This is a genomic window from Archaeoglobus profundus DSM 5631, assembly GCF_000025285.1.
GTDB classification, from domain to species: Archaea; Halobacteriota; Archaeoglobi; order Archaeoglobales; family Archaeoglobaceae; genus Archaeoglobus_B; species Archaeoglobus_B profundus.
On sequence record NC_013741.1, the window covers coordinates 925181 to 946073 of the forward strand.

The 20893-nt window shown below is 41.8% G+C and carries 24 protein-coding genes and 2 tRNA genes; 13 read left to right on the forward strand and 13 right to left on the reverse strand.

Annotated features, from left to right (window positions below; all coding sequences use genetic code 11):
- Positions 1-3 precede the first annotated feature (3 nt).
- From ARCPR_RS05445 to ARCPR_RS05460, 4 genes are all read right to left on the reverse strand, one after another.
- Positions 4-1185 (reverse strand): thiolase C-terminal domain-containing protein, encoded by a 1182-nt coding sequence (locus ARCPR_RS05445; RefSeq protein WP_012940481.1) that lies wholly within the window; start codon positions 1183-1185, stop codon positions 4-6.
- Positions 1186-1290: 105 nt separating this feature from the next.
- The gene (locus ARCPR_RS05450; RefSeq protein ID WP_012940482.1) at positions 1291-1662 is read right to left on the reverse strand and encodes a hypothetical protein; all 372 of its coding nucleotides are present in this window, start codon (positions 1660-1662) and stop codon (positions 1291-1293) included.
- Positions 1662-2297 (reverse strand): metal-dependent hydrolase, encoded by a 636-nt coding sequence (locus ARCPR_RS05455; protein WP_012940483.1) that lies wholly within the window; start codon positions 2295-2297, stop codon positions 1662-1664. Before ARCPR_RS05455 ends, ARCPR_RS05450 begins: the two co-directional genes overlap by 1 nt.
- Positions 2297-2713 carry an Hsp20/alpha crystallin family protein gene (locus ARCPR_RS05460; RefSeq protein ID WP_012940484.1) on the reverse strand — a complete coding sequence of 139 codons (417 nt, stop codon included), beginning with the start codon at positions 2711-2713 and terminating at the stop codon, positions 2297-2299. Before ARCPR_RS05460 ends, ARCPR_RS05455 begins: the two co-directional genes overlap by 1 nt.
- 116 nt (positions 2714-2829) lie before the next feature.
- On the opposite strand from ARCPR_RS05460, the gene ARCPR_RS05465 reads away from it, so the two are divergent.
- Positions 2830-2910 (forward strand) — tRNA-Ser (locus ARCPR_RS05465).
- 343 nt (positions 2911-3253) lie between these two features.
- Positions 3254-4381: a methyl-accepting chemotaxis protein gene (locus tag ARCPR_RS05470; RefSeq protein WP_187286402.1), complete on the forward strand. Its 1128-nt coding sequence runs from the start codon at positions 3254-3256 to the stop codon at positions 4379-4381.
- A gap of 659 nt (positions 4382-5040) precedes the next feature.
- Here the strand turns inward: ARCPR_RS05470 and ARCPR_RS05475 are convergent.
- Positions 5041-5113: transfer RNA gene (locus ARCPR_RS05475), tRNA-Gln, on the reverse strand.
- A gap of 80 nt (positions 5114-5193) precedes the next feature.
- Here ARCPR_RS05475 and ARCPR_RS05480 point away from each other — a divergent pair.
- On the forward strand, positions 5194-5391 hold the full coding sequence (locus ARCPR_RS05480) for a 30S ribosomal protein S17e (RefSeq protein WP_012940487.1): 198 nt from the start codon (positions 5194-5196) through the stop codon (positions 5389-5391).
- On the forward strand, positions 5384-6253 hold the full coding sequence (gene dapA / locus ARCPR_RS05485) for a 4-hydroxy-tetrahydrodipicolinate synthase (RefSeq protein ID WP_012940488.1): 870 nt from the start codon (positions 5384-5386) through the stop codon (positions 6251-6253). Before ARCPR_RS05480 ends, dapA begins: the two co-directional genes overlap by 8 nt.
- On the opposite strand, the gene ARCPR_RS05490 is transcribed toward dapA, so the two are convergent.
- Positions 6250-6633 carry a hypothetical protein gene (locus ARCPR_RS05490; RefSeq protein ID WP_048084457.1) on the reverse strand — a complete coding sequence of 128 codons (384 nt, stop codon included), beginning with the start codon at positions 6631-6633 and terminating at the stop codon, positions 6250-6252. The genes dapA and ARCPR_RS05490 overlap by 4 nt on opposite strands.
- 72 nt (positions 6634-6705) lie before the next feature.
- On the opposite strand from ARCPR_RS05490, the gene ARCPR_RS05495 reads away from it, so the two are divergent.
- Positions 6706-6939, forward strand: a complete 234-nt coding sequence (locus ARCPR_RS05495) for a NifU family protein (protein WP_012940490.1) — start codon at positions 6706-6708, stop codon at positions 6937-6939.
- A complete protein-coding gene (locus tag ARCPR_RS05500; protein ID WP_012940491.1) occupies positions 6936-7346 on the forward strand; it encodes a hypothetical protein in 411 nt (136 codons plus the stop codon). The genes ARCPR_RS05495 and ARCPR_RS05500 overlap by 4 nt, the downstream gene beginning before the upstream one ends.
- Here the strand turns inward: ARCPR_RS05500 and ARCPR_RS05505 are convergent.
- Complete coding sequence (locus tag ARCPR_RS05505; protein WP_012940492.1) at positions 7323-8492, reverse strand: potassium channel family protein; 1170 nt, start codon at positions 8490-8492, stop codon at positions 7323-7325. The two genes, ARCPR_RS05500 and ARCPR_RS05505, sit on opposite strands and share 24 nt — an antisense overlap.
- A gap of 95 nt (positions 8493-8587) precedes the next feature.
- Here ARCPR_RS05505 and ARCPR_RS05510 point away from each other — a divergent pair, with 95 nt between their 5' ends.
- The 6 genes from ARCPR_RS05510 to ARCPR_RS05535 are packed head-to-tail and all read left to right on the forward strand — an operon-like array spanning position 8588 to position 12570.
- Positions 8588-8863: a twin-arginine translocase TatA/TatE family subunit gene (locus tag ARCPR_RS05510; protein ID WP_012940493.1), complete on the forward strand. Its 276-nt coding sequence runs from the start codon at positions 8588-8590 to the stop codon at positions 8861-8863.
- A 33-nt stretch (positions 8864-8896) separates the two neighbouring features.
- Complete coding sequence (gene tatA, locus ARCPR_RS05515) at positions 8897-9202, forward strand: twin-arginine translocase TatA/TatE family subunit (RefSeq protein WP_012940494.1); 306 nt, start codon at positions 8897-8899, stop codon at positions 9200-9202.
- Positions 9203-9238: 36 nt separating this feature from the next.
- Positions 9239-9622, forward strand: coding sequence for a translation initiation factor IF-5A (locus ARCPR_RS05520; RefSeq protein WP_012940495.1), 384 nt, complete (start codon positions 9239-9241; stop codon positions 9620-9622).
- On the forward strand, positions 9622-10458 hold the full coding sequence (gene speB / locus ARCPR_RS05525; RefSeq protein WP_012940496.1) for an agmatinase: 837 nt from the start codon (positions 9622-9624) through the stop codon (positions 10456-10458). Before ARCPR_RS05520 ends, speB begins: the two co-directional genes overlap by 1 nt.
- A 3-nt stretch (positions 10459-10461) precedes the next feature.
- Positions 10462-11358, forward strand: a complete 897-nt coding sequence (locus ARCPR_RS05530; RefSeq protein ID WP_012940497.1) for a hypothetical protein — start codon at positions 10462-10464, stop codon at positions 11356-11358.
- A 30-nt stretch (positions 11359-11388) separates the two neighbouring features.
- Complete coding sequence (locus tag ARCPR_RS05535) at positions 11389-12570, forward strand: Clp1/GlmU family protein (RefSeq protein WP_012940498.1); 1182 nt, start codon at positions 11389-11391, stop codon at positions 12568-12570.
- Here the strand turns inward: ARCPR_RS05535 and purD are convergent.
- Genes purD through ARCPR_RS05560 form a run of 5 tightly spaced genes read right to left on the reverse strand, consistent with a single transcriptional unit; the run spans position 12567 to position 16576 of the window.
- Positions 12567-13985 carry a phosphoribosylamine--glycine ligase gene (gene purD, locus ARCPR_RS05540; protein ID WP_012940499.1) on the reverse strand — a complete coding sequence of 473 codons (1419 nt, stop codon included), beginning with the start codon at positions 13983-13985 and terminating at the stop codon, positions 12567-12569. The genes ARCPR_RS05535 and purD overlap by 4 nt on opposite strands.
- Before the next feature lie 32 nt (positions 13986-14017).
- Positions 14018-14836 carry an FKBP-type peptidyl-prolyl cis-trans isomerase gene (locus tag ARCPR_RS05545; protein WP_012940500.1) on the reverse strand — a complete coding sequence of 273 codons (819 nt, stop codon included), beginning with the start codon at positions 14834-14836 and terminating at the stop codon, positions 14018-14020.
- A 35-nt stretch (positions 14837-14871) separates the two neighbouring features.
- Complete coding sequence (locus ARCPR_RS05550; RefSeq protein WP_012940501.1) at positions 14872-15630, reverse strand: DUF4234 domain-containing protein; 759 nt, start codon at positions 15628-15630, stop codon at positions 14872-14874.
- A 24-nt stretch (positions 15631-15654) separates the two neighbouring features.
- On the reverse strand, positions 15655-16107 hold the full coding sequence (locus ARCPR_RS05555) for a UPF0179 family protein (protein ID WP_012940502.1): 453 nt from the start codon (positions 16105-16107) through the stop codon (positions 15655-15657).
- 13 nt (positions 16108-16120) lie between these two features.
- On the reverse strand, positions 16121-16576 hold the full coding sequence (locus ARCPR_RS05560; RefSeq protein WP_048084460.1) for a DUF523 domain-containing protein: 456 nt from the start codon (positions 16574-16576) through the stop codon (positions 16121-16123).
- Between the two features lie 136 nt (positions 16577-16712).
- On the opposite strand from ARCPR_RS05560, the gene ARCPR_RS05565 reads away from it, so the two are divergent.
- Positions 16713-18476: a chloride channel protein gene (locus tag ARCPR_RS05565; protein ID WP_012940504.1), complete on the forward strand. Its 1764-nt coding sequence runs from the start codon at positions 16713-16715 to the stop codon at positions 18474-18476.
- Here the strand turns inward: ARCPR_RS05565 and ARCPR_RS05570 are convergent.
- Positions 18473-20878: a CDC48 family AAA ATPase gene (locus ARCPR_RS05570; protein WP_012940505.1), complete on the reverse strand. Its 2406-nt coding sequence runs from the start codon at positions 20876-20878 to the stop codon at positions 18473-18475. The two genes, ARCPR_RS05565 and ARCPR_RS05570, sit on opposite strands and share 4 nt — an antisense overlap.
- Positions 20879-20893: the final 15 nt, after the last annotated feature.

Below are 20893 nucleotides of genomic sequence, written 5' to 3' on the forward strand. Positions count from 1 at the left end.
TTATCACCTCCTGTGCACACTCAAAATCACGTTAACGAGTGTCCCGAAGTCTCCTCCAAGGGTGTCCGTAATGACGTTTTCTGCATCGACTTTAACAAAATCTAGCTCATTTCTAAGAATTTTCACAGCAGAATAAATCTGAGCCGTTCCAGTCGCGCCAACTGGATGACCTTTACCAATTAAACCGCCGTCGATGTTGACTGCTACATCACCACCTATATTTGTCAAACCCTCAGCTGTTGCCTTTGCTCCCTCTCCATAATTAAAGAATCCCATAGCCTCCAGAGCAACAATTTCTGCTATGGTAAAGCAGTCGTGAACCAAAGCAACATCGATATCCTTTGGCGAAAGCCCAGCCATCTTGTAGGCCATTTCAGATGATTTCCTTCTCGGCAAAGCTTTAACGATTTCCTTCTTCTGTCTGAAGAGACTACCGGCAGAGCTTTGCCCAACTCCCCTTACGTAGACAGGCTCGTCTATCCTATCCTTTGCAAAACTCTCACTTGCCAGTACGACTGCTGAGGCTCCATCCGTCATGGGACAGCAATCAAGTAACGTGAGGGGTGAGCTTATCATCTTCGAGTTGAGAACATCCTCAACCTTTAAGTTGCCCAACTTGTTATAGAACTGTGCTTTAGGATTTCTCGCTCCATACCTGTGATTTTTGATAGAAACGTATGCCATCATCTCCCTGAGCTTTTCGAGCGGTATTCCATAAGTTTCTGCATAGAGCCTAGCGACTAGGGCAAAGACACCCGGAAATGTCAGACCTGTGTTGATCTCGTAAACTCCATCTACGGCTGTTGCTAAAGCTCTAGTTCCGATGGCCGTTCCAGCAGACTTGAGCTTCTCAACACCTCCAACAACAACACAGTCGTAAATACCATGTTTGATTGCTAAACAAGCCTCCTTAAAAGCTACAGCCGATGAGCAGCAGGCGGACTCGTACCTCATTGCTTGAATACCACTTAAACCAATTTCATCCGCTATAAAACCACCGAGGTTTGCTGAACCATCGGTTATCTCTCCAACGAAATTCCCTATGTAAAGAGCCTCGATGTCCTTTAACTCTATATTCGAGGAATCAAAGGCTTCGAAGAATGCTTGAGCGAACAGCTCTGGAAGACTTTTATCGGGATGCGAACCGAATTTAGTTTGCCCTACACCCATTACAACTACATCCATGCCTTTGAAACTACTTCGATTAAATAAAAATTTTCATTCGACATTTAACGAAGATATAGAGCGTGGATAAAAATTTGTGTTGGCGTAAGTAAGCCAACTTACAATTTATTCTTTCACATAAAATTTAAATTCTTTTATAATTTTATCATTTACATATATTTTTATCTTGTACTCCCCTTCGACCAACTTTCCGAGACTTACATCCCACTTGTAAACCTCAAGCTTTTGAATACAAATTTCGTTTGGCTTTGGAGGTTGATACTCAAAGTAAACATCTATTTCGTTTCCGTAGGCCTTCATACCCTTATAGCTGACCTTGTGACATGGATTCGGTAGTGTGAAGATTATGTAAAGTGTGTAGGTGTCGTTTACTTTGAGTATCGTTGTGTTTATTGATGTACTTGAGGGTAAACTTGGTTTCTCGCTTACGCAACCCATTATCATTAGAGCTAATATGAGCAGGATTAGCAGTCTCATTAAGAATAGTTCAAAGCGAGTTTTAAAACCGTTCCGCCCTGATAGAGCAATACAAATGCCGTTAACCCTACGATTAGCATAACCTTGTTTACAATCTGGTTTGAAGATTTGAAGAGCTTTAGAGAGAACTTGCGCTTGAGAATGGGATATAGAGGGGAAAAGGGGGTATAGGTGAACAGATCACCGAGTATATGTGAGAATACTCCAAGAAACGCGCCGTAAAAACCAATATAAAAGTCTTCAAATACTTTCAGTGTGAAAAAGCCTGTAAATGCACCACAGATGAGGCCAAAAAAGATGGTATGTGAAAACTTTCTGTGCTCACTCATTGCAAAGAGGAATAAGAAAAGAATAGCCAGAGCTGTAGATAATGTTGCCACGTACAGCAGGTAAGGTTTTGTGAGAAATCCATAGGCTGCAAAGAGGATTAAGCTTACAAAAGTGAGCAAAATTGCTAAGGTTTTAAATGAGTTCTTCAATCCGAGCTTTTGAATTTTTAGATCGTAATCGGGTATTACGGAAAAAGCAAGAGCGATTAGGAGAATTTCAATGAACCTTTCATCCCAAGCGTTGCATAAGTGATAAGTAATTGAAAAAATTAGCAAAGTTAGGCCTATATGCCCATCCTTATGCATCACTCGATCTTTATAACCTTCTTCTTAGCCTTTTCGGTCTTAGGTACTATCACTTCGAGAACACCGTTGTTATAGCTCGCCTTTATGTTCTCAACGTCCACATCTGCAGGTAGTGCAATTCTTCTGTAGACTTTGCCAAACCTTCTCTCCCTCCTCAAGTAGTTGGCTTCCTTCTCCTCCTTTTCCTCCTTTCTCTCAGCCTTTATGACGAGGTCGCCGTCTTCTACCCAGATCTCTATGTCTTCCTTGTTGAAGCCCGGTAGATCGGCGACAACTCTTATTCTATCTCCCTCGTCTATTACATCAACTGGGAACTCCACACTTACAACCCTCGGACCAATCCTTTCAAAATCTTCGAAGAGTCTGTTCAACCTCTCCTGTATCCTTCTAATCTCCTCAAAAGGATCGAATATCATTTCGACATCACCTCCTTAACCTTTTACTACTAACCTTTAGTTAGTAAAACTTCTATTTAAATTTTTCGGTATGCGTATCAAAAGCCTTAAAAGTTGGGATGTATAAAATGAGCCGAGCCGGGGTTGCCGAGTGGTAAGGCGGCGGCCTGCTAAGCCGCTCCCCTCTGGGGTCGTGGGTTCGAATCCCACCCCCGGCGTAAGGCGGTCATCCAATCCCCACGCACCGACCTCTATTCTCTTATTGAACTGCTCATAGAGCGGTAGAAACTTCTCTAAGAACTTCTCGACGAATATGCTCAAATTCCTTCCCAACAAGCCGAGTTCTCTAGCCTTCTCTAACAAGTCCTCTCGAATGTAGAGGGTTGTTTACGTCGTTGTATCAAGTATTTATTCTTGTAGGTATAGAACTATTACTTTCGGAACATAATCATTTCTATCAAATTACTTTTCAGCAATTTCTATTTAATAATATTCAAATTGTAAGAAAAATTTAAATAACATTTAGATATAATGGATAATAATCCCGCAGGGGGGAGCAAGATGGATTCGGAGGTGGTGAAGCCTAGGTTTAGTCTAGATGACTATACTAAAGATTGTCTAGCGACCATTAAGGAAGCATTGAATGGACTAATATCAGGGAATTGGAATATAAAGCTCGAAAAGGTTAGAGATGATGAATTTGGAGAGGTATTTGATTTAATAAACACACTAGCTGCTGAAACAAGAGAATTCTTTGAGAATTTTGTTGAAGCGCTGAAGGAAACAGAAAAAGTAGCCAGAGAATCAATGGAAGCAGTATCTCAAATAAACGCAGGAATGCAGCAGATAAGTTCGGCATCTCAACAAATCGCAACCGGAGCTGAAAATCTGTCTAAGCTTGCAGCATCATCCCAAGTAGAATTAAAGAAGACTAAAAGTATATTTGAAAAACTAAACGGAGCTATTACAAATGCCACGAATTATACTCATTCAGCTCTTGAAGAAGCAAAAGCATCCGAAGAAACAGGAAGAATCGCATTAGAAAAGCTAGAAAAAATGATGGTTGAAATTGAAGCTGTAGGAAGGCTTGTTGAAGAACTAGAATCTGCAGTAAGGAACATAGGAAAGATAACGGAAAGGATAAAGTCGATAGCGGATCAGACTAACTTGTTAGCGTTGAATGCTGCCATAGAAGCTGCTAGGGCAGGAGAACACGGAAGGGGATTTGCTGTTGTAGCGGATGAGGTTAGAAAGTTGGCTGAGGAATCTAGAAAGAGCACTGAGGAGATAGATAGTATTGTTAAAAATGTTCAGGAATCTACCCAAAGAGTAATTGAGGCTGTTTATAAAGCTCGCAGTGAATCTGAGGAGGGAAGTAAGAGTATCAACGATGCACTAAATAAGGCCAGAAAAATTGCAGAGAGGATATCAGAAATTAATAAATTGTTCGAGCAGATTGCCGAGGATTCAGAGGAGGGTATGAAGGCGCTTAATGTTCTAGCAAAGAGTATTGATGAGGTTGCTGCAACCGCAGAAGAATCAGCCTCAGCCAGTGAAGAGACATCAGCAGCAATCGAAGAACAAACTGCCGCTATCCAGCAGATCACACAAGGTTCCCAAAAGTTGCTCCAGATGTCACAAGAAAATCTCAAAATGTTTACAGATCGATTTGCCAACATTTTCTCTTAAACTAATTTTTAACATGAATGTGGCAATGTAGTATGTACCATAATGATATAATACTTAGTTTAGTGTCGACGGTGGAATTCTCCTATTGTCCTACAACTAGTACAGTCTAGAATGGTGTATAGCGATAATACACGTCAAACGCAGACTCGGACAGAGGGATTTTGCATTATTCATAAATTTTATTCTTCTGGTCTCGAGGTTCATAGATAGACTAAAGAGTGTAGGTCTAGATGCAATCAAAGATGAAGAAAAAAGGGAATCTAGTGATAGTAAACGCTTCTGATGGAAGAAATTTAGGATATAGCTTCATCTATCCTGTAGAATTTGATCAACACACGATAGTTCTCAAGTTAGGCGAAGTACAAAGAAAGATCACAAACGAAAAATAATTAGTGTTATTGCCACTTTAGATGCAATTTACAGAATGTGGGGATGTAAGGCACTCAAAAAATTCTTGTTTAGGACATGTTCATCCATTTTCATAGTGAACCGTAATACACTCCAACAAGATCTTCATTCTTGGACTGCCACAATTTCAGATCAAGTAATATTCATAGAAGGTGTACTAAAAGAAGAACTCTTTTAGAAATAGCTGATATACTGAGCTTCTTTGTAAAAAATTCGAAAAGGATCGGTTTTTTAAATTTGTATCAACCTTATAGCCCCGCCCGGATTCGAACCGGGGTCGCGGGATCCAGAGTCCCGCAGGATTGACCACTACCCTACGGGGCTCTGTGAGTGAATAGGCTGTTGGATTTATAAAAGTGTTGCCCAAGACAAAGCTTAAATAAAATAAATTTCGAAGCTGTTACATGGGCACGGTCAAGCCAGCTTATATCAAGAATATAGCGATGGAGCTGTTGAGAAAGTATCCCGAAGTGTGGACGGGAGATTTCGATGTCAACAAGAAGTTGGTTCAGGAATTAACAAACATAAAGAGCAAGAAGGTCAGGAACAGAGTGGCCGGATACATAACAAGGAAGGTAAACAGAGGGTGGGTAAATGTTTGAGGGTGTAATTCCCGCCCTCGTAACTCCCTTTAAGGAGAACTTCGAAGTTGATTTCGAAGGAATCGCAAAGAACTTGGATTATCTCGAAAAGCATGTAGATGCAGTTGTTCCAGCCGGGACTACTGGGGAATCTGCAACCTTAAGCTATCAAGAACACATAGACGTTGTTAGATACGTTTGTGAAGTGTCAAACGTCCCTGTGATCGCTGGGGCTGGATCTAATTCAACAAGAGAAGCCGTCTTCTTGGGCAAAGAGGTTGAGAAGGCTGGTGCCGATGCGGCTATGTTCATAACACCTTACTACAACAAACCCAATAAGGAAGGGCTTTACCAGCACTACAAGAGAATCGCTGAAGAGGTTTCGATACCTATTATAATATACAATGTTCCATCGAGAACTGCATGCAACATAACACCAGACGTCGTAAGCAGGCTGGCAGAAGATTTTGACAACATAATAGGAATAAAGGAGGCCAGCGGAAATCTTAAGCAGGTTGCGGAGATTATTAGAATGACCCCCGACAACTTCATAGTGCTGTCTGGCGACGACTTCCTAACGCTACCGATTTTAACGTTGGGTGGGAGAGGTGTAATAAGCGTTGCAGCTAACGTAGCTCCACACCTTATGAAAGAAATGTATCTGGCTTTCAAAGAAGGTAATCTGGAAAAGGCAAGAGAGTTGCACTACAAGCTTACACCACTCTTTGAAGTACTTTTCATAGACACAAATCCCATACCCGTTAAGAAGGCTTTGGAGCTCATGGGTCTACCAGCTGGAAAACCAAGGCTACCTCTAGTAGAGCTCGATGCTGAAAAGACTGAAAAATTGAAAGCAGTTCTACAGTCCTTAAATCTGCTTTAACCCTTTAATTCTTGCTCAGCACTTTCAACAGTCTTAACTATGTATTCGACAACATCGGCCACTATTCCCTCAGATACCTCCTCTTTAAGTTTCTTTATCTTCCTTTCGAGATCATCCAGAACATCCAATATTCTCTTGTAGTGAGTATCCAGCTGTGAGATTGCGTAAATCTTTAGCATGCTCAGGTTGTTTAATGCCTCTTCAACGGTTATGTCACCGCCGTAGAACTTGTCCATCACGAATTCTACATCACTCCTGAACATCTCCTTTATATTTTCATCATCCGTTAGCTCCTTGACAGCCTTCTCTATATCGTTGGCAACGTCCATTACGTGTTTCAATAGTTCCCCCATCTTCTCAAGGTATGTGTTCTTGTACATCATAACCGAACTCACTGTCTTGTTTAAAAACTTGATGCGAAAGCTTATATATTCACTCAGAAGACTTGAAGCATGTCTTTGAGAGAAAAGGTTGAAGAGGTCGTGAATAAGGAGATAAGACCCTACCTAATGGCCGATGGTGGTAACATAGCCGTAGTCGATGTTGATGAGAAGGAGGGCATTGTAAAGGTAAAGCTCATGGGCGCTTGCTACGGCTGCCCCATGGCTCAAATAACCCTCACAGCATTTGTAGAACAGCATTTGAAGAGTAGGATACCGGAAGTCAAGAAAGTAATCCCAGTATGAGGGCATACATAATAAATCCTATCCAAAAAATCTTTTTTGAAGGCAGAGTTTACGACATTGAACCTGCAAATGGTTTTGGAGGATTCTGCGATTGCGGAGGGATAATGTCCCAGAGAGGTTGGGTCGATAACTGGCTAATGGTTGCTGAGTGTGAAAGTTGCTGGAAAGTTGAAGCCTTTCTTTACGATGATTACAGGTTCGTCGAACGCTTTGAAGTCAAAGTTCTTGCTCTAAAAGATTTCTTAAACGAAATACTAACTGGGAGCGAGTTCGAAGCTTTAATTCAAAAAGCCAACGGTGCAAATTACAGCTACAACTCTTTCAGCAGAGCTAAGAGAAAGTTAGAGGAAATGAACCTAAGATTGGAAGACATCTTAAAATATTTAAGAGGAACACAGCTTCCTTAAGAGAACTTCACTTTCTCTCGTTCCCTTTGCAATTAGAACATCACCAGCAAAGACTTTCGTTCCAGCACTTGGTTTAGTTATCCACTTCTTTCCTCTCCTTATGGCTATCACATGCATACCGGTGTTTGTTTCAACCTTAGCCTCACCTAAAGTCTTTCCGTGAAGTTTGGAGCCTTTCTTGACCTCTATCATCGTTATAACTTCATCAGTCTCTTTCATAGCTGACAGAAATATCGGATGTATATCCATTTTTTCAAGAACTATTTCAGCAATCTCCTTTGCTGAATCAGCGATCTGTTCACTTGAATATGCCAAATCGAGTAAAGCAATGAGTGTTTTTATTTCCTCTTCCTTAAAGTACCTACTACTCTTGAGAACCCAGTACTGGAGATCAAACTTCATGTTATCTATTCTTTCCTCCAAGTAGGCCACTTCCTGAGCTATGTCCTCGTTGTTGTACAGTATGGAGGAATAGCTTAAATCGACAGCCAACTCTGACAGGTTCTTCATATCTGCGAGAATGTCTATCGCCTTGTCTAAATCTTCTATCTCTATCTCAACTTCCTCCTTCTCTATTTCAACTCTCTTACCCGTGACCATCTCAAAAAATTTCGGAACCCCACTGATATCCCCTCTCGCAAAGAGAACATCGCCGACCAGCACCTTCGTATCCCTGTTCGGATTGAAAATCCACTCAAATCCCCTCTTTATAGCTATGACCCTCATTCCAGTTCTTGTATGTAACTTAACCTCTCCCAGCGTCTTGTTTGCTACTTCACCTTCCACGCTCACAACAGCTTTGACAAGAGTTTCCTCAAGCTGTGTGATTATTGCCTTGACTATCTCCCTCGTAAGCTTGAAACCTCTCAAAACAAGGGCTGCAACGTCTCCCGCTGCGTTTCCTATTTTCTGCGATGCCGAACCGATTTGAAGTATTGAAGATAACGCCTTTGCCACATCTCTGCTTCTTGTAGAAACTATTGCTAGAAATCTTAGTTCGTGTAGGAGATCAAGTATCTTACTCTCTAAATCCAAGACCTCCTCAGCAATATCTTCCATATCGAAGAGAAGTGCGGAATATGCCAGATCCACTATGAGCTCTGTTGTGTTCTTCAGATCGATGAGAATATCCTTAATCGTACGCACAATTCGAATTAAAATAGAAAGTTAAAAAATTTTTGAATTGATCTTGGTAAACGCTAAACCCAAACTTAAAATACTTTCAGAGCTAAGATCTCACGATGCTTGGATGGGGCGAACTCGCCATAATTGTCGTCTTAGCTGTAATACTCTTAGGTCCTGACAAGCTGGCAGATTTAGCCAGAACCTTGGGTAGAATTTATGGAGAGTATCAAAAAGCGAAAAGACAGCTTGAACTCGAACTGCTATACGGTTACGAGATTCCAACTAAGGAGAAGCTCGAAGAGATTGCGAAAAAGAAGATGAGTGAAATTACATCTGACTTTATAAAAAACGTTGAAACTGTAAACAATTTAGATAAACTTAACAAGCCTTAAATACTCTCAAAATCAAGTTGAGTAGGTGATAAGATGTTGGGAGGTCTTGGTCCTAACGAGTTACTCCTAATACTGATAATAGTATTCCTGCTCTTCGGTGCATCGAAGCTCCCAGAGCTAGCAAGGAGCTTAGGTAAAGCTAAAGCGGAATTCAAGAAGGCTGAAAGGGAAGCCGAGCTAGAGCTTGTAGAATTTGAAAGACAGATTAGAGAAGGAAAGTATCAGAGAGATAAGCTTGAAAAGATGGCAAAGGATTTAGGTGTTGAGACTGAAGGAAAAAGCGATGAAGAACTTGTAAAGGATATAAGAGACGTAATAAGGGAAAAATCGGAGCCATAACAAAAACTTTAAAAATTTTGATCTTTGCCTGATTTCATGAAAGTGCAAGCTGAAGTCAGGCAGCTCAAAGAAGGTGGTTACATAGTCATAGACGACGAGCCTTGCGAAATTGTAAGCATTTCTGTTAGCAAATCAGGTAAACACGGTGCTGCTAAAGCGAGAATTGAAGCCATAGGTCTTTTCGATGGTCAAAAGAGGAGCATAGTTCAGCCAGTAACAGCGAAGGTATATGTGCCAATAGTTGAGAGGAAGAGGGCCCAAGTTTTGAGCGTCGTTGGTAACGTGGCACAGCTCATGGACTTAGAAACATACGAAACATTTGAACTTCAAATCCCAGAGGAACTTAAGGACAAGATCGAACCCGGAAAGGAAGTAGTATACATAGAATCTTTAGGGAAGAGGAAGATCGTCGAAAGGTAATGCACATAGATTCTTTCTTCTCACTATCGAATTCGGATCTTGATTCAGCTGAGTTCGTAGTAGCTGGCATACCCTACGACAGATCCCAGTCCTTCTTACCCGGTTCGAGGTTTGCTCCCAACGCTATAAGAATTGCAAGCTGGAATTTAGAAAGTTACTCTTCGATATTCGATGTCGATTTAGATTTACTGAGAATTTGCGATGCTGGAAATATCAATGTCGATGGAGACTTTAACGTCGTTCTGAAAAATGTTGAGAATTTTGTCTCAAAAGTTAAAGATAAAGTTTTGATTTCATTGGGTGGAGAACATACGGTCAGTTACGCCGTTGTTAGGGCGTTGGGTAACGACTTCTGTTATCTCGTCATAGACGCACATCTCGATCTGAGAGAATCTTTCGATAACGATCCATACAACCACGCATGCACGTGCAGAAGAATCTCCGAGCTCGGAATAGATATAATTTATTTGGGAGCTAGAAGCTATACCAAAGAGGAGCTAGAATTTGCTAGATATAAAAATTTCAAGATATTTAAGCCATTCAATTTTAAGATTGATGAACTTGAAGATGTTTTAAGCTCCTACGACAAGGTATACTTATCAATAGATGTTGACGGATTTGATCCCTCATTTGCTCCGGGAGTATCTACTCCTGAACCTTTCGGCTTAAATCCGACAATAACGCTTGAAATATTCAGAAGGTTTTCTGAAAAGATAGTAGCTATGGATCTTGTCGAAGTTGTGCCAGATGATAACTACGTGACGCCCATGCTCTGTGCTAGAATAATCTTTGAATTCCTAGCTTCGAAAAGTTTATCATCTACGGAAAAACTTTGACCTATGGCCAAAGCTCACGAGCGAAAGTCAGCGAGAATTCTAGCTTTCATTCTGGCACTGATCATGGTTGCTTCCGCTTTAGTCTACGCCTTCAGAAATCCTTCAAAACCTGAGGAAAGAGAGATCAAGTTCGATATGGGTAAGGATTGGTCGGATTGGATAAGATACCTTCCTAACAACACCGGTTACATAGTTTACTTCAACTACACGGAGAAAAACGAGACTCTGAAGAAGTTCATATACAACAGGACTCTAGACAGTATAAATCCGTACGTGTTCAGAGATTTCAGACCTACGATAAACTACTTCAGAAGTTTGTTAATATTTGATTATTACAACTATCTGATAGACCTAAACTACTCGAAGGTTTACTTTGCGTACAAGCAGAAGGATGTTTATAAGAACTACACACTGAAAACGGGAGTAGCTGCTGGTAGATTGTACACAGCAGTTGACGAGACCCATCCAGTTATCCTAGCATATCCGAGCTATGCGAAGGCTGTGATCGATACCATAACCGGAAATTTGACAAGCTTTACCGAAGATTACGGAAACTATACATCCCGCATAAACGGTAGCTTCAGCTACGCCTTTATACTGGCTGGAGACACCGCAAAGCAGGTTATAATGGACAATGGAACGCCCATAGCAGACTTCTACTTTGAAGGTTACAGAATGAACGGTTCAGTCTATGAGAAGGTTGTTGGAATTCATTTCCTCAAATACTACTTCTTCGTGAAGACGAACAAAACTGTAAATGAAACTGCGTATTACTACTACGAGAACTACGACGACGGATTCAGTATAGCCGTAATGGGTAGCTACAACTTCACGAATCTGACACAGCTAATGCCAGAGATGAGAACTGTCATAATAAAGTTTGGTAACGAAACCGGTTAACATTTTTAAATTTTTGTAAGACTAAGCACAATGCTCGTTGAGAAAGACACGACACTGCTCATAGAAGGCTACGCTGAAGTAAACGTTAAAGGTGAAGCTGAGGTATTCGGTTACAGAGTTAAAAGGCTTGAAGTTGAAAAGGGAAAAATTATCCCATTATACATATTAGAGGACTCTGAAGTCGAAGTTACTGGAAATTACATAGCCGTTAAGGGTTCTACAATTCCAAAGAGTTGGGATGAACTTGTTGAGTTAATAGAGCAGGAGGACTACAAGAAAATTGTACTATTCGGCGAAACTGATTCTGGCAAGAGTTCTCTCGCTACTTACCTAGCAAACAAGCTTAAAGGGGGAAAGTGGATAGTCGATTTGGATATAGGGCAAGCAGATGTTGCTCATCCTTGCGCTATGGGGTTTGGATATACAGAGGGAGGAATAACCTCCATCTCCCAAGTTGAGATGGAGGATGGGTTTTTCGTGGGTGTTGTCAGTCCCACCGGTAAGGAATCGAGATGTCTCCAAGGTGTTGCGAACGTTTTTCAAAAGTTAGAGGAAAAAGAGGGGTACATCATAGTGGATACGACGGGATGGGTGAGGGGTAAGAAGGCTAGAGCTTACAAGCTTGCTAAGTTAGAGATAATAAATCCTGATTTGATAGTTTGTTTTGGTGACGTACCATACTACCTTAAAGATTTCAATGTTTTCAAGGTAGATTCTTTTGTTCTAAAGAAGAGGAGCAGAGAAATCAGGAGCGAGATAAGAAGCAGGATATATCAGAAATGGCTTGAAGGTAGCGAGGTAAGGAAATTCAAAGTTGGAGAAGTCGAACTTGGAAACACTACACTCTTTAAAGGTGAGCAGATCGAGTTTTTGGAAGGGGTTCTCGATGCAAAGGTTCTCTTTGCAGAGAAGGGCTACGACTTCCTTAACGTATGCGTTGAAGAAGAGGTAAACGTTGGTTTGGAGCTAATAAAGGCTCTACTGGATGTCTATGATGTGAAGGATGTCTGCATATTCTCTATAGATCAGCTGAAGGGTTTGCTAGTGGGTTTGTACAACGAGAGGTACTTGGGATGCGGTTTGCTTAGGGACATAGACATAGGAAGCAGGGAAATAGAAGTAGAGACCCCTGTCAAAGACGATGTTAGAAAAATAGAGTTCGGAGAGATAAAGCTTGAAAGCTTTAAGGAAGTTGCCGTAAGAGTTCCCTAATCTGGTACATCTAAACCTATTGTTTTTCTGTACCTCATACCCGGGAATCTTATCTTTGACAATGCTCTGTAAGCTCTCTCCCTCGCTTCTTCAAGCGTCCTACCTCTTCCAACGACTGTCAAAACTCTACCGCCAGTGGTTACGTAACCGTTGGGCTTCGCTATGCCGTTTGCATAGATTATAGCTTCTTTCATAGCCTCCTCCAAACCTTCTATTGGCTGACTCGTGTAGTGGTCTGCAGGATAGCCAGGCTTCAGTCCCTCTCTACCTTTCAAGGCACCGCTTACAGCACAGACTGCAACGCAGTAATCGGAACTGAATCTAACATCAACATCCTCAAGCTCTTCGTTTATAACAGCCCAAGCTATGTCAGCCATATCCGTTTCAAGTCGAGGAAGCTTTGCCTCAGCGCCTGGATCGCAATCTCTCACGTTGATCTCCAAAACCTTGGGTATTAGCTCACCATTCTCTTCAACGAGCATTATGACAGGATACAGCACTCCTTTGAAAGTTTTGCCCTCCAACCGCTTGAACTCTCTTATTACTGGCTCCACGACCATCTCCATGATTTTGTTCTCAATCTCCTCATTCAGCTTTGGATGTGGTGAAACTGCGCCCATCCCTCCAGTGTTCGGATTCAGCAACTTTCCCTCTTTGTATAGCTTTTCAGCCTCAGCCTTCGTTATAAACTTCTTGAAGAAGCCTATGTAAAACTCCCTCATACCATCTATATCGTCTGGATCGAATGCTCTCTTATAATCTCTGGCATGTCCAAACGGTTTGACTGTCTCTCCATCGGTTATAGCGGTAAAGGCAACTTCTATGCCGTAGAGTCTCTCCTCTATAACGATCCTGTTTCCAGCATCTCCAAACCTCTTCCTAACCATTATTTCATCTATTGCAAAGAACGCTTCATCCAAGCTGTCACAAACAAAGACTCCCTTACCTGCCGCAAGTCCATCGGCCTTTACAACAACTTTCTTTCCACTTTCGAACATTTCCTTGGCATACTCTTTAGCGCTCTCAGGATCGTTGAAGTTCCTGTATTCGGGGATTGGTACTCCTATCTTCTTCAGAAAATCCTTACACCAACACTTACTAGATTCGAGTATCGTAGCTTCCTTCTTGGGTCCTACGGCTGGAATACCTTCCTCCTCAAGCCTATCTACCAAGCCCAAGCTCAAAGGTTCCTCTGGACCTATGTAAACCAGATCAACCTCATTTTTCTTTGCGAATTTCACTATCTCATCAATTGCCCTTATTGAAGGAACTTCTTCAACATGCCTACATTTAGGAAAGAAGTCGCTACCAGCGTTTCCCGGTGCTACGAAGACTTCTTTGACCTTTTCGCTTCTTGAGAATGCATGAGCTATTGCATTACCCCTACCACCAGCATCCACAACGAGAACCTTCATATCCAATTTGAATAAAGTTAAATTAAAAAAGATTAACTCTTGACATCTTCAGGAATTATCTCAGCCTTCAACTCATCTTCTGTTTTCCCCTTTTCTTCAGTCTTTTCTTCTTTTGCTTCAGCTTCTGTCTTTTCCGTTTTCTCCTCTTTCTCCTCCGCCTTTTCCTCCTTTACTTCCTCAAAGCTCGGAACTTCTGCTTTCTTATGTCTCTCAACTATTTCTACCTCCTCTATGTCCAAATACTTGAATATCCTTGCCAGAGCTGAAACCTTGTTAAGCGGTGCGTAAGGAACGAAGTGGAAGTTTCTTGGAACTTCAACTATCGCCTTCTTACCCTCAACTTTTGCTTTTACCTCCATTCCAGTGTAGATCATGAAGATTGCCTCTATTTTCTTCGCTATATCCTCTACTTTCTCCTTGATCTCATATTCGAAAATTATTGACTTTCCAGCTAAGGGATGGTTGAAATCGATTATAGCTCTTCTCCCTATAACTCTCTCAACTACACCGACTCTATCTCCAACTTTAATCCTGTCTCCCGGTCTCGGCTTCTCTTTCAGCCTTGCTATGCTTATAACTTCCTTCTTCTCTGGATCGTACTCTCCAAAAGCTTTCTCTGGTGGGACTTTTACAGTTCCCTTGTATCCTACTTCCTTACCAATCAAATCCTCTTCAAAACCCTCAACAACGTTTCTCTCCCCAACTATCACGTAAACATCTCCGTAGCGGTAGTCTTCGCTGTAAATTCCGAACTCTTTTGCTATCTTTTCGTCAGTCGTATCTATGACAGTCCCGTCTTCGAGCTTTGCAGTGTAGGCTATCCTGACTATGTCCCCCTTCTCGATTGGCATAAGGCAAGAGTTTTGGTAAGGTTATTAAAAAATTTTCAAAGCCTTCTCAAAACGTTCAACAGCTGATCTTCCCAACGTCTGTGTTCGATGAAATGCTCATTAGGATCCTTTGTCAATGTATATACCCAATAAAGGCCGAAAAGACCAAAAGTTATCAAAGATAGGACGAAGTATAGAATTGTGCTCCTGTCCGGTATGGGGTTATACCTCGTATAGCTGAAGTCAAAACCTCTCCTAGCTAGGATCGATGACAGAGCACCCAAGAAATGATCCTCCCTTCTCTCGTGTCTGTAAAAATCTTTATTCAAGAAGTGGTAAACGTATATCAGCAGAAATCCACCGATGTAGGGTACGAACTGTATTAGAGCCCAGAGAACTGCATTTTTCACATTCTCTTCGACATCAATCTCCATACATATCGATTCCAGCCTTGCGACATCAAATCCCTTGGACTTTAGGAAGTCCTTAATTGAGTTAAACAACAGCTTTTGTCTCTTAAAGTGCTCATTTCTCCTCCAAACCCACTTGTAAACAACGTAGACATTTATGGCGGTTGCAAGTATGACCAAGATAACGTAAATTGGTAGTGCACTGTAAATAACAGCATCCTCACGACCAGATAACTCAACTCTGTAACCGTTCAAGCTTTGATCGTGAAGATACAGTATTATCATGAACCAGAAGAATGAGGAAAGAACGATTATCAGCGGTAGAAATGGTAGCCATAGTGGCATTATGTAATCTGTGAATTCTCTCTTTCTGACATACTCTTCAATTTGATCTATAGTAGCCATAAAATTTAAGAAATTTTAACAAATTTAAGCGTTACTCCCTTCAAGTTCAACAATCTTTAAGCTGTATCCCTTGGGGCATTGAATTGGAGGATCACCCACTATAGCTTTAACAATTACACTGTCCCCATCCTTTAATTCGAGCGGATTACAGAGGTTGTATAGTTCGCAGTCTAGGTTGTCACACCTCTTCTCAAACCTTATCTTGGCTCCCTCAACTGCAACTTTCGAATCGATTAGAGCCATTATGGGCAGTTCAACCACTTCTACTGCCACGACGCCTTCATCATGCAAAGGACATTCATGTATCTCTCCGTTCCTTAGTCCAACAATCTTGTATTTTGCACCTTCTCTAAGCCTTAAACATATGTTTTTAAGCCTGCAGTTTTCGCATTCCTGCTTACCTCCGAGAAATATGAACTCCATTCCGACTTTAGCCCAATCCTTACCACATAATGTGATGATCTTGTTCACGTCCATAACTCGAATCTCTTCACTCCTTATTTAAGAATTCTTCTACTGCAATGACATCAACTCCGTTGAGTTTTAGTAGAGCTGTGGTAACTCCAACCCCTACCTTGGTTTTCCCACCGAAAGAGCCATCGTATATTCTTCTGACACCACAAGATGGGCTTAAATCTTTGAAGATTGCAAGCTCAACTTCAAAAGTTCTAACGATTTTTAAAACCTCATTAGCGCCTTTAACGAAGTTTTCGGTGTAATCTACACCGCTCCTTGATAAAACTACAGCTTTTCCCTTCAAAACGTCGAATCCGTCACCACCCATGATCTCACAACTTTCTCTTGGAGTCGGTAGCCCACCCAACTGCTCTGGACACACTGGAATCACACAGGCATCTCTAAGTCTTTCTACAAGCTCAGCGTTCTTAACATTGCCTCCGTCGTATCTGCAGTTTAGACCTAACAGGCAGGCACTTACGATCATAATAGTTACTTTTCAACAGCTTTCGCATAATCCTTTTTGTAAGAAACTTTTTCAACGAGTTTTTCACTTATGCACCGTTGATTAACCGTTGATTAAATGAAAAACATTTATATAATGTTCTTCATTAGAGGTTCACTCGATGGTGCTAAGACCACCCTTCATTCTCAGCGACTTCGTAAAGATTACCTTGATCGGTGTCTTCGTTGGAGTAATCGCTGGAATTGGTGCAATAATATTCCATGCAATGCTCGAACTTTCAACCCATTACTTTCTAGGCTTCGCTGGATTTAGACCACCAGACGTTAGTGGCGAATGGAGTCAACCAGATCCGCTTAAACTACTACTTGTAATGACTCTTGGAGGTTTGGTGTGTGGTCTAATCGTTTACACATTTGCTCCAGAAGCTGAGGGACACGGAACGGATGAGGCGATAAAAGCTTTTCACAAGAAGGGTGGTGAAGTTAGAGCGAGAGTACCGATAATAAAAATGATAGCATCCGCTATTACGATAGGCACTGGAGGTAGTGCTGGAAGAGAAGGCCCAATAGCTCAAATTTCTGCTGGGTACGGTTCAATAGTCGCAAAAATTCTTAAACTTACTCCGAGAGAAAGAAGGATTGCTTTAGCTGTCGGAATAGGTGCTGGAGTTGGTAGCATATTTAAGGCACCTTTGGGAGGAGCGATACTATCCGCTGAAATTCTTTACAAGAGGGATTTCGAGACTGAAGCCTTAGTTCCCTCACTAATAGCTTCAATCGTAGGTTACACCATATTTTGTGCATATGACGGGTATAAACCAACTTTCATGTTTCCTGAAGTACACATACTCGCTCACCACATTCCATTTTTCATCCTTGAAGGATTGATCTGCGGTGTCATTGGAATAATTTATGTTATAACTTTCTACAAGACGAGAGGACTTTTTTCAAAATTCTTTAAGATGTACAACCTACCTTACATCCTTAAACCCGCTTCGGGAGCATTGATTGCTTGCTTGGTTGTTGTAGCTGTAGCAAAGATTTACAACCCCATCGCTGGGTATGGTGCATTGGGAATGGGCTACAACTTTTTACAGCTTGCCATGTTAGGCCTTCTACCCTTGAGCGTCATGATAGTCTTAGCTTTTGTTAAGATAATTGCTACATCTTTAACCATTGGTTCTGGAGGGAGTGGTGGTGTTTTTGCTCCTGGATTGGTTATTGGTGGGATGGTTGGAGGAGCTGTAGGCTTAATCTTTCACAGTATCTTTCCAGAATTTGTAACTTTGGATGTCGTCCCCGCTTTCGTTGCAGTAGGTATGATAGCTCTCTTTGGTGGAATATCCAAAGCTCCGATTTCCGTACTAATTATGATCTGCGAGATGACCAAAAACTACGAGCTACTACTTCCCGGGATGGCTGCTGTAGCGGTATCTTACGTTGTAACTGGCGATTACACCATTTACTCGGAGCAGGTGAACACGAGAATAGATAGCCCGGCACACAGGTACGAAATGGCAATAGACCTTCTCGAAGAAGTTAAGGTCAAAGATGCTATGACTAGAGATGTTATGACTGTTACTCCAGATCAAACTGTTGGAGAAGTCTTCAGACTAATAGAAAGAACTGGACACATGGGATTTCCCGTTCTTGAAGACGGGAAGCTCATTGGGATAATAACTTTCGAGGATATCGAAAGAGTGCCCTTGGAGGAAAGAACAAAAACTAAGGTTAGAGATGTGATGACACCAAATCCTATCACTGCAAGTCCTGACGATGATCTCAAGTCTGCTTTGGAAAAGATGGTCATCAGAGGAGTAGGCAGACTACCAGTAGTTGAAAATGGCAGGCTCGTTGGAATAATTACAAAGGGAGATATAATAAAAGCTTACGTCAGAATAAAAAGAAAACTTGGAATAATTTAGCCGTAGCCAACGAACGTCTTAACCTTCGCTCTCTCGCTCTTAGCTTTCTCTTCGAATCTCTCGTAGAAGCTGAGCATTGATTCTGTCACACTCGGCTTTATCTTCCTCAGAGCTTCGAGGAAATGTCTCATATGAACCTTTTCAGCATTTATATCTTCCCTTAGAGCTAGCATTACAGCTTCTCTGCAAACAGCCTCTATATCAGCACCGACATAGCCTTCAGTCATATCAGCAAGCTCCTCCAAGTCGACATCTTCGGCCAGAGGCATGTTTCTCGTGTGAATCTTGAATATGGCCAACCTGCTCTTCTTGTCTGGTGGTCTGACGTAAACCAGTCTATCAAATCTACCCGGTCTTAGTAAAGCTGGATCGATTATGTCAGGTCTGTTCGTGGCACCTATTACAACAACTCCTTCAAGCTCTTCCAAACCGTCAAGCTCTGTTAGCAACTGATTAACAACTCTCTCAACAGCTCTGTTCTCTTCAATTCCTCTCATTCCCGCTATTGCATCTATCTCATCGAAGAATATTATACAAGGTGCCACCTGTCTTGCCTTCTTGAATATTTTTCTAACGGCTTTTTCACTCTCTCCAAGCCACTTGCTCAGTAACTCAGGGCCCTTAACGCTTATGAAGTTAGCGTTAGCTTCATTCGCTACAGCTTTAGCAATTAGAGTCTTACCAGTTCCCGGTGGTCCGTACAACAGCACACCCTTCGGTGGTCTGATTCCAAATTTCTTGAACTTCTCAGGATACTTCAGCGGCCATTCTACAGCTTCTATTATCTCTCTTTTAACATCCTCGAGCCCGCCGACATCGTTCCACGTGACTTTTGGAACTTCTACGAGAACTTCTCTCATTGCAGAAGGCTCAATCTCCTTAAGGGCAGATTTGAAGTCATCATAGGTGACTTTCATGGACTCCAGAAGCTCTAGAGGAATTTCCTCGCTGTTCATGTCTATCTGAGGTATATACCTCCTCAATGCCTTCATGGCAGCCTCCTTGCACAGTGCTTCTATATCGGCACCAACGAATCCATGTGTCTGGTCTGCCAGTTCCTTCAGCATTGCCTTGATTATTTCCCTCTCCAAATCTTGAATGATTTCCTCTGGCAGATTTTTCTTAACAACCTCCTTGATCTTCTCTTTATCTTCCAAAATCTTCACTTCATCGTAAGTTCTCTGTATGGCCTCCAAAACCTCCTTATCCGTGTACTGTCTGTAAATGTTTCTTAAAGCTTCTAAAACGAAATCTATACGGTATTCTGGCTCTATCGGCATGTTTCTTGTATGTATTTGCAAAATCTCAAATCTGCCCTCCCTGTCCGGGACACCGATCTCAATCTCTCTATCGAACCTACCGGGTCTTCTCAAAGCCGGATCGATTGCATCAATCCTGTTAGTAGCACCTATAACTATTACCTGCCCCCTCTCCTCCAGACCATCCATTAAAGCCAGAAGCTGAGCTACAACTCTTCTCTCAACTTCTCCTGTAACCTCATCTCTTCTCGGAGCTATTGCATCTATTTCGTCTATGAAAATTATTGAAGGAGCGTTCTCCTTAGCCTCCTCAAATATTTCCCTCAATCTCTGCTCAGACTCTCCGTAGTACTTGCTCATGATCTCTGGACCGTTTATCGTAAAGAACGATGCCCCTATCTCGTTAGCTACAGCTTTAGCAATTAGAGTCTTACCTGTTCCCGGTGGTCCATACAACAACACTCCTTTAGGAGGATCTATTCCTAAGCGCTGAAATATCTCCGGATACTTCAGTGGCAGCTCTATAACTTCTCTAACCTTCTGAAGTTCCTCCTTCAAGCCTCCTATGTCCTCATACGTTACTCCGGCCTTTCCAAACCTCTCGAAGCCCTTAGCTGGCCTATCTCTGTATATCACACGTGTAGTCTCGTCTATGATCACAGGGCCTTTAGGTTCCGTCTTAACAGCAACAAAGACTAAAGCTTGATTCTGCGGAAATCTGAATCCAAAGGCTGGAGCGCTTACGAGAGGAACGAGGTCTCCTTCGACTAGAGGTCTTTTCAGGAGTTGGTGCTTAAGATATTCTCCAATATCGAGACCGTAAACTCTGAAGTCCATTTTCCTCAAAGGAGCTAAGATAACTATCCTTGCGGGCTGATAATTAGCCTTTCTGACCTTAACCAAGTCGCCAACGCCAACTCCAGCGTTCTCTCTTATAAATCTATCAATTCTTATTATGTTTTTACCCCAATCTCTTTTTGGCGCTCTCCAAACTTTGGCGACGGTCTTTCTTCTACCTTCAATTTCAATTATATCACCGGGAGATATTCTCAGCCTAAGCATCGCATCAGGATCCAATCTCGCGATTCCCCTTCCAGAGTCACTCGGATAAGCCTGATTGACCTTGAGAGTTAACTCCTCCATGTTAAGAGATATGAT

Excerpts from the sequence above, each read along its gene's own strand:
- ARCPR_RS05555 (WP_012940502.1), bottom strand. The coding sequence starts at position 16,107 with ATGGACGTGAACAAGATCATCACATTATGTGGTAAGGATTGGGCTAAA.
- ARCPR_RS05455 (WP_012940483.1), bottom strand. The coding sequence starts at position 2,297 with ATGCATAAGGATGGGCATATAGGCCTAACTTTGCTAATTTTTTCAATT.
- ARCPR_RS05545 (WP_012940500.1), bottom strand. The coding sequence starts at position 14,836 with ATGCCAATCGAGAAGGGGGACATAGTCAGGATAGCCTACACTGCAAAG.
- ARCPR_RS05480 (WP_012940487.1), top strand. The coding sequence starts at position 5,194 with ATGGGCACGGTCAAGCCAGCTTATATCAAGAATATAGCGATGGAGCTG.
- ARCPR_RS05495 (WP_012940490.1), top strand. The coding sequence starts at position 6,706 with ATGTCTTTGAGAGAAAAGGTTGAAGAGGTCGTGAATAAGGAGATAAGA.
- ARCPR_RS05500 (WP_012940491.1), top strand. The coding sequence starts at position 6,936 with ATGAGGGCATACATAATAAATCCTATCCAAAAAATCTTTTTTGAAGGC.
- purD (WP_012940499.1), bottom strand. The coding sequence starts at position 13,985 with ATGAAGGTTCTCGTTGTGGATGCTGGTGGTAGGGGTAATGCAATAGCT.
- dapA (WP_012940488.1), top strand. The coding sequence starts at position 5,384 with ATGTTTGAGGGTGTAATTCCCGCCCTCGTAACTCCCTTTAAGGAGAAC.
- ARCPR_RS05570 (WP_012940505.1), bottom strand. The coding sequence starts at position 20,878 with ATGGAGGAGTTAACTCTCAAGGTCAATCAGGCTTATCCGAGTGACTCT.
- tatA (WP_012940494.1), top strand. The coding sequence starts at position 8,897 with ATGTTGGGAGGTCTTGGTCCTAACGAGTTACTCCTAATACTGATAATA.
- ARCPR_RS05470 (WP_187286402.1), top strand. The coding sequence starts at position 3,254 with ATGGATTCGGAGGTGGTGAAGCCTAGGTTTAGTCTAGATGACTATACT.
- speB (WP_012940496.1), top strand. The coding sequence starts at position 9,622 with ATGCACATAGATTCTTTCTTCTCACTATCGAATTCGGATCTTGATTCA.
- ARCPR_RS05450 (WP_012940482.1), bottom strand. The coding sequence starts at position 1,662 with ATGAGACTGCTAATCCTGCTCATATTAGCTCTAATGATAATGGGTTGC.
- ARCPR_RS05510 (WP_012940493.1), top strand. The coding sequence starts at position 8,588 with ATGCTTGGATGGGGCGAACTCGCCATAATTGTCGTCTTAGCTGTAATA.
- ARCPR_RS05535 (WP_012940498.1), top strand. The coding sequence starts at position 11,389 with ATGCTCGTTGAGAAAGACACGACACTGCTCATAGAAGGCTACGCTGAA.
- ARCPR_RS05550 (WP_012940501.1), bottom strand. The coding sequence starts at position 15,630 with ATGGCTACTATAGATCAAATTGAAGAGTATGTCAGAAAGAGAGAATTC.
- ARCPR_RS05565 (WP_012940504.1), top strand. The coding sequence starts at position 16,713 with ATGGTGCTAAGACCACCCTTCATTCTCAGCGACTTCGTAAAGATTACC.
- ARCPR_RS05490 (WP_048084457.1), bottom strand. The coding sequence starts at position 6,633 with ATGTACAAGAACACATACCTTGAGAAGATGGGGGAACTATTGAAACAC.
- ARCPR_RS05445 (WP_012940481.1), bottom strand. The coding sequence starts at position 1,185 with ATGGATGTAGTTGTAATGGGTGTAGGGCAAACTAAATTCGGTTCGCAT.
- ARCPR_RS05520 (WP_012940495.1), top strand. The coding sequence starts at position 9,239 with ATGAAAGTGCAAGCTGAAGTCAGGCAGCTCAAAGAAGGTGGTTACATA.
- ARCPR_RS05460 (WP_012940484.1), bottom strand. The coding sequence starts at position 2,713 with ATGATATTCGATCCTTTTGAGGAGATTAGAAGGATACAGGAGAGGTTG.
- ARCPR_RS05530 (WP_012940497.1), top strand. The coding sequence starts at position 10,462 with ATGGCCAAAGCTCACGAGCGAAAGTCAGCGAGAATTCTAGCTTTCATT.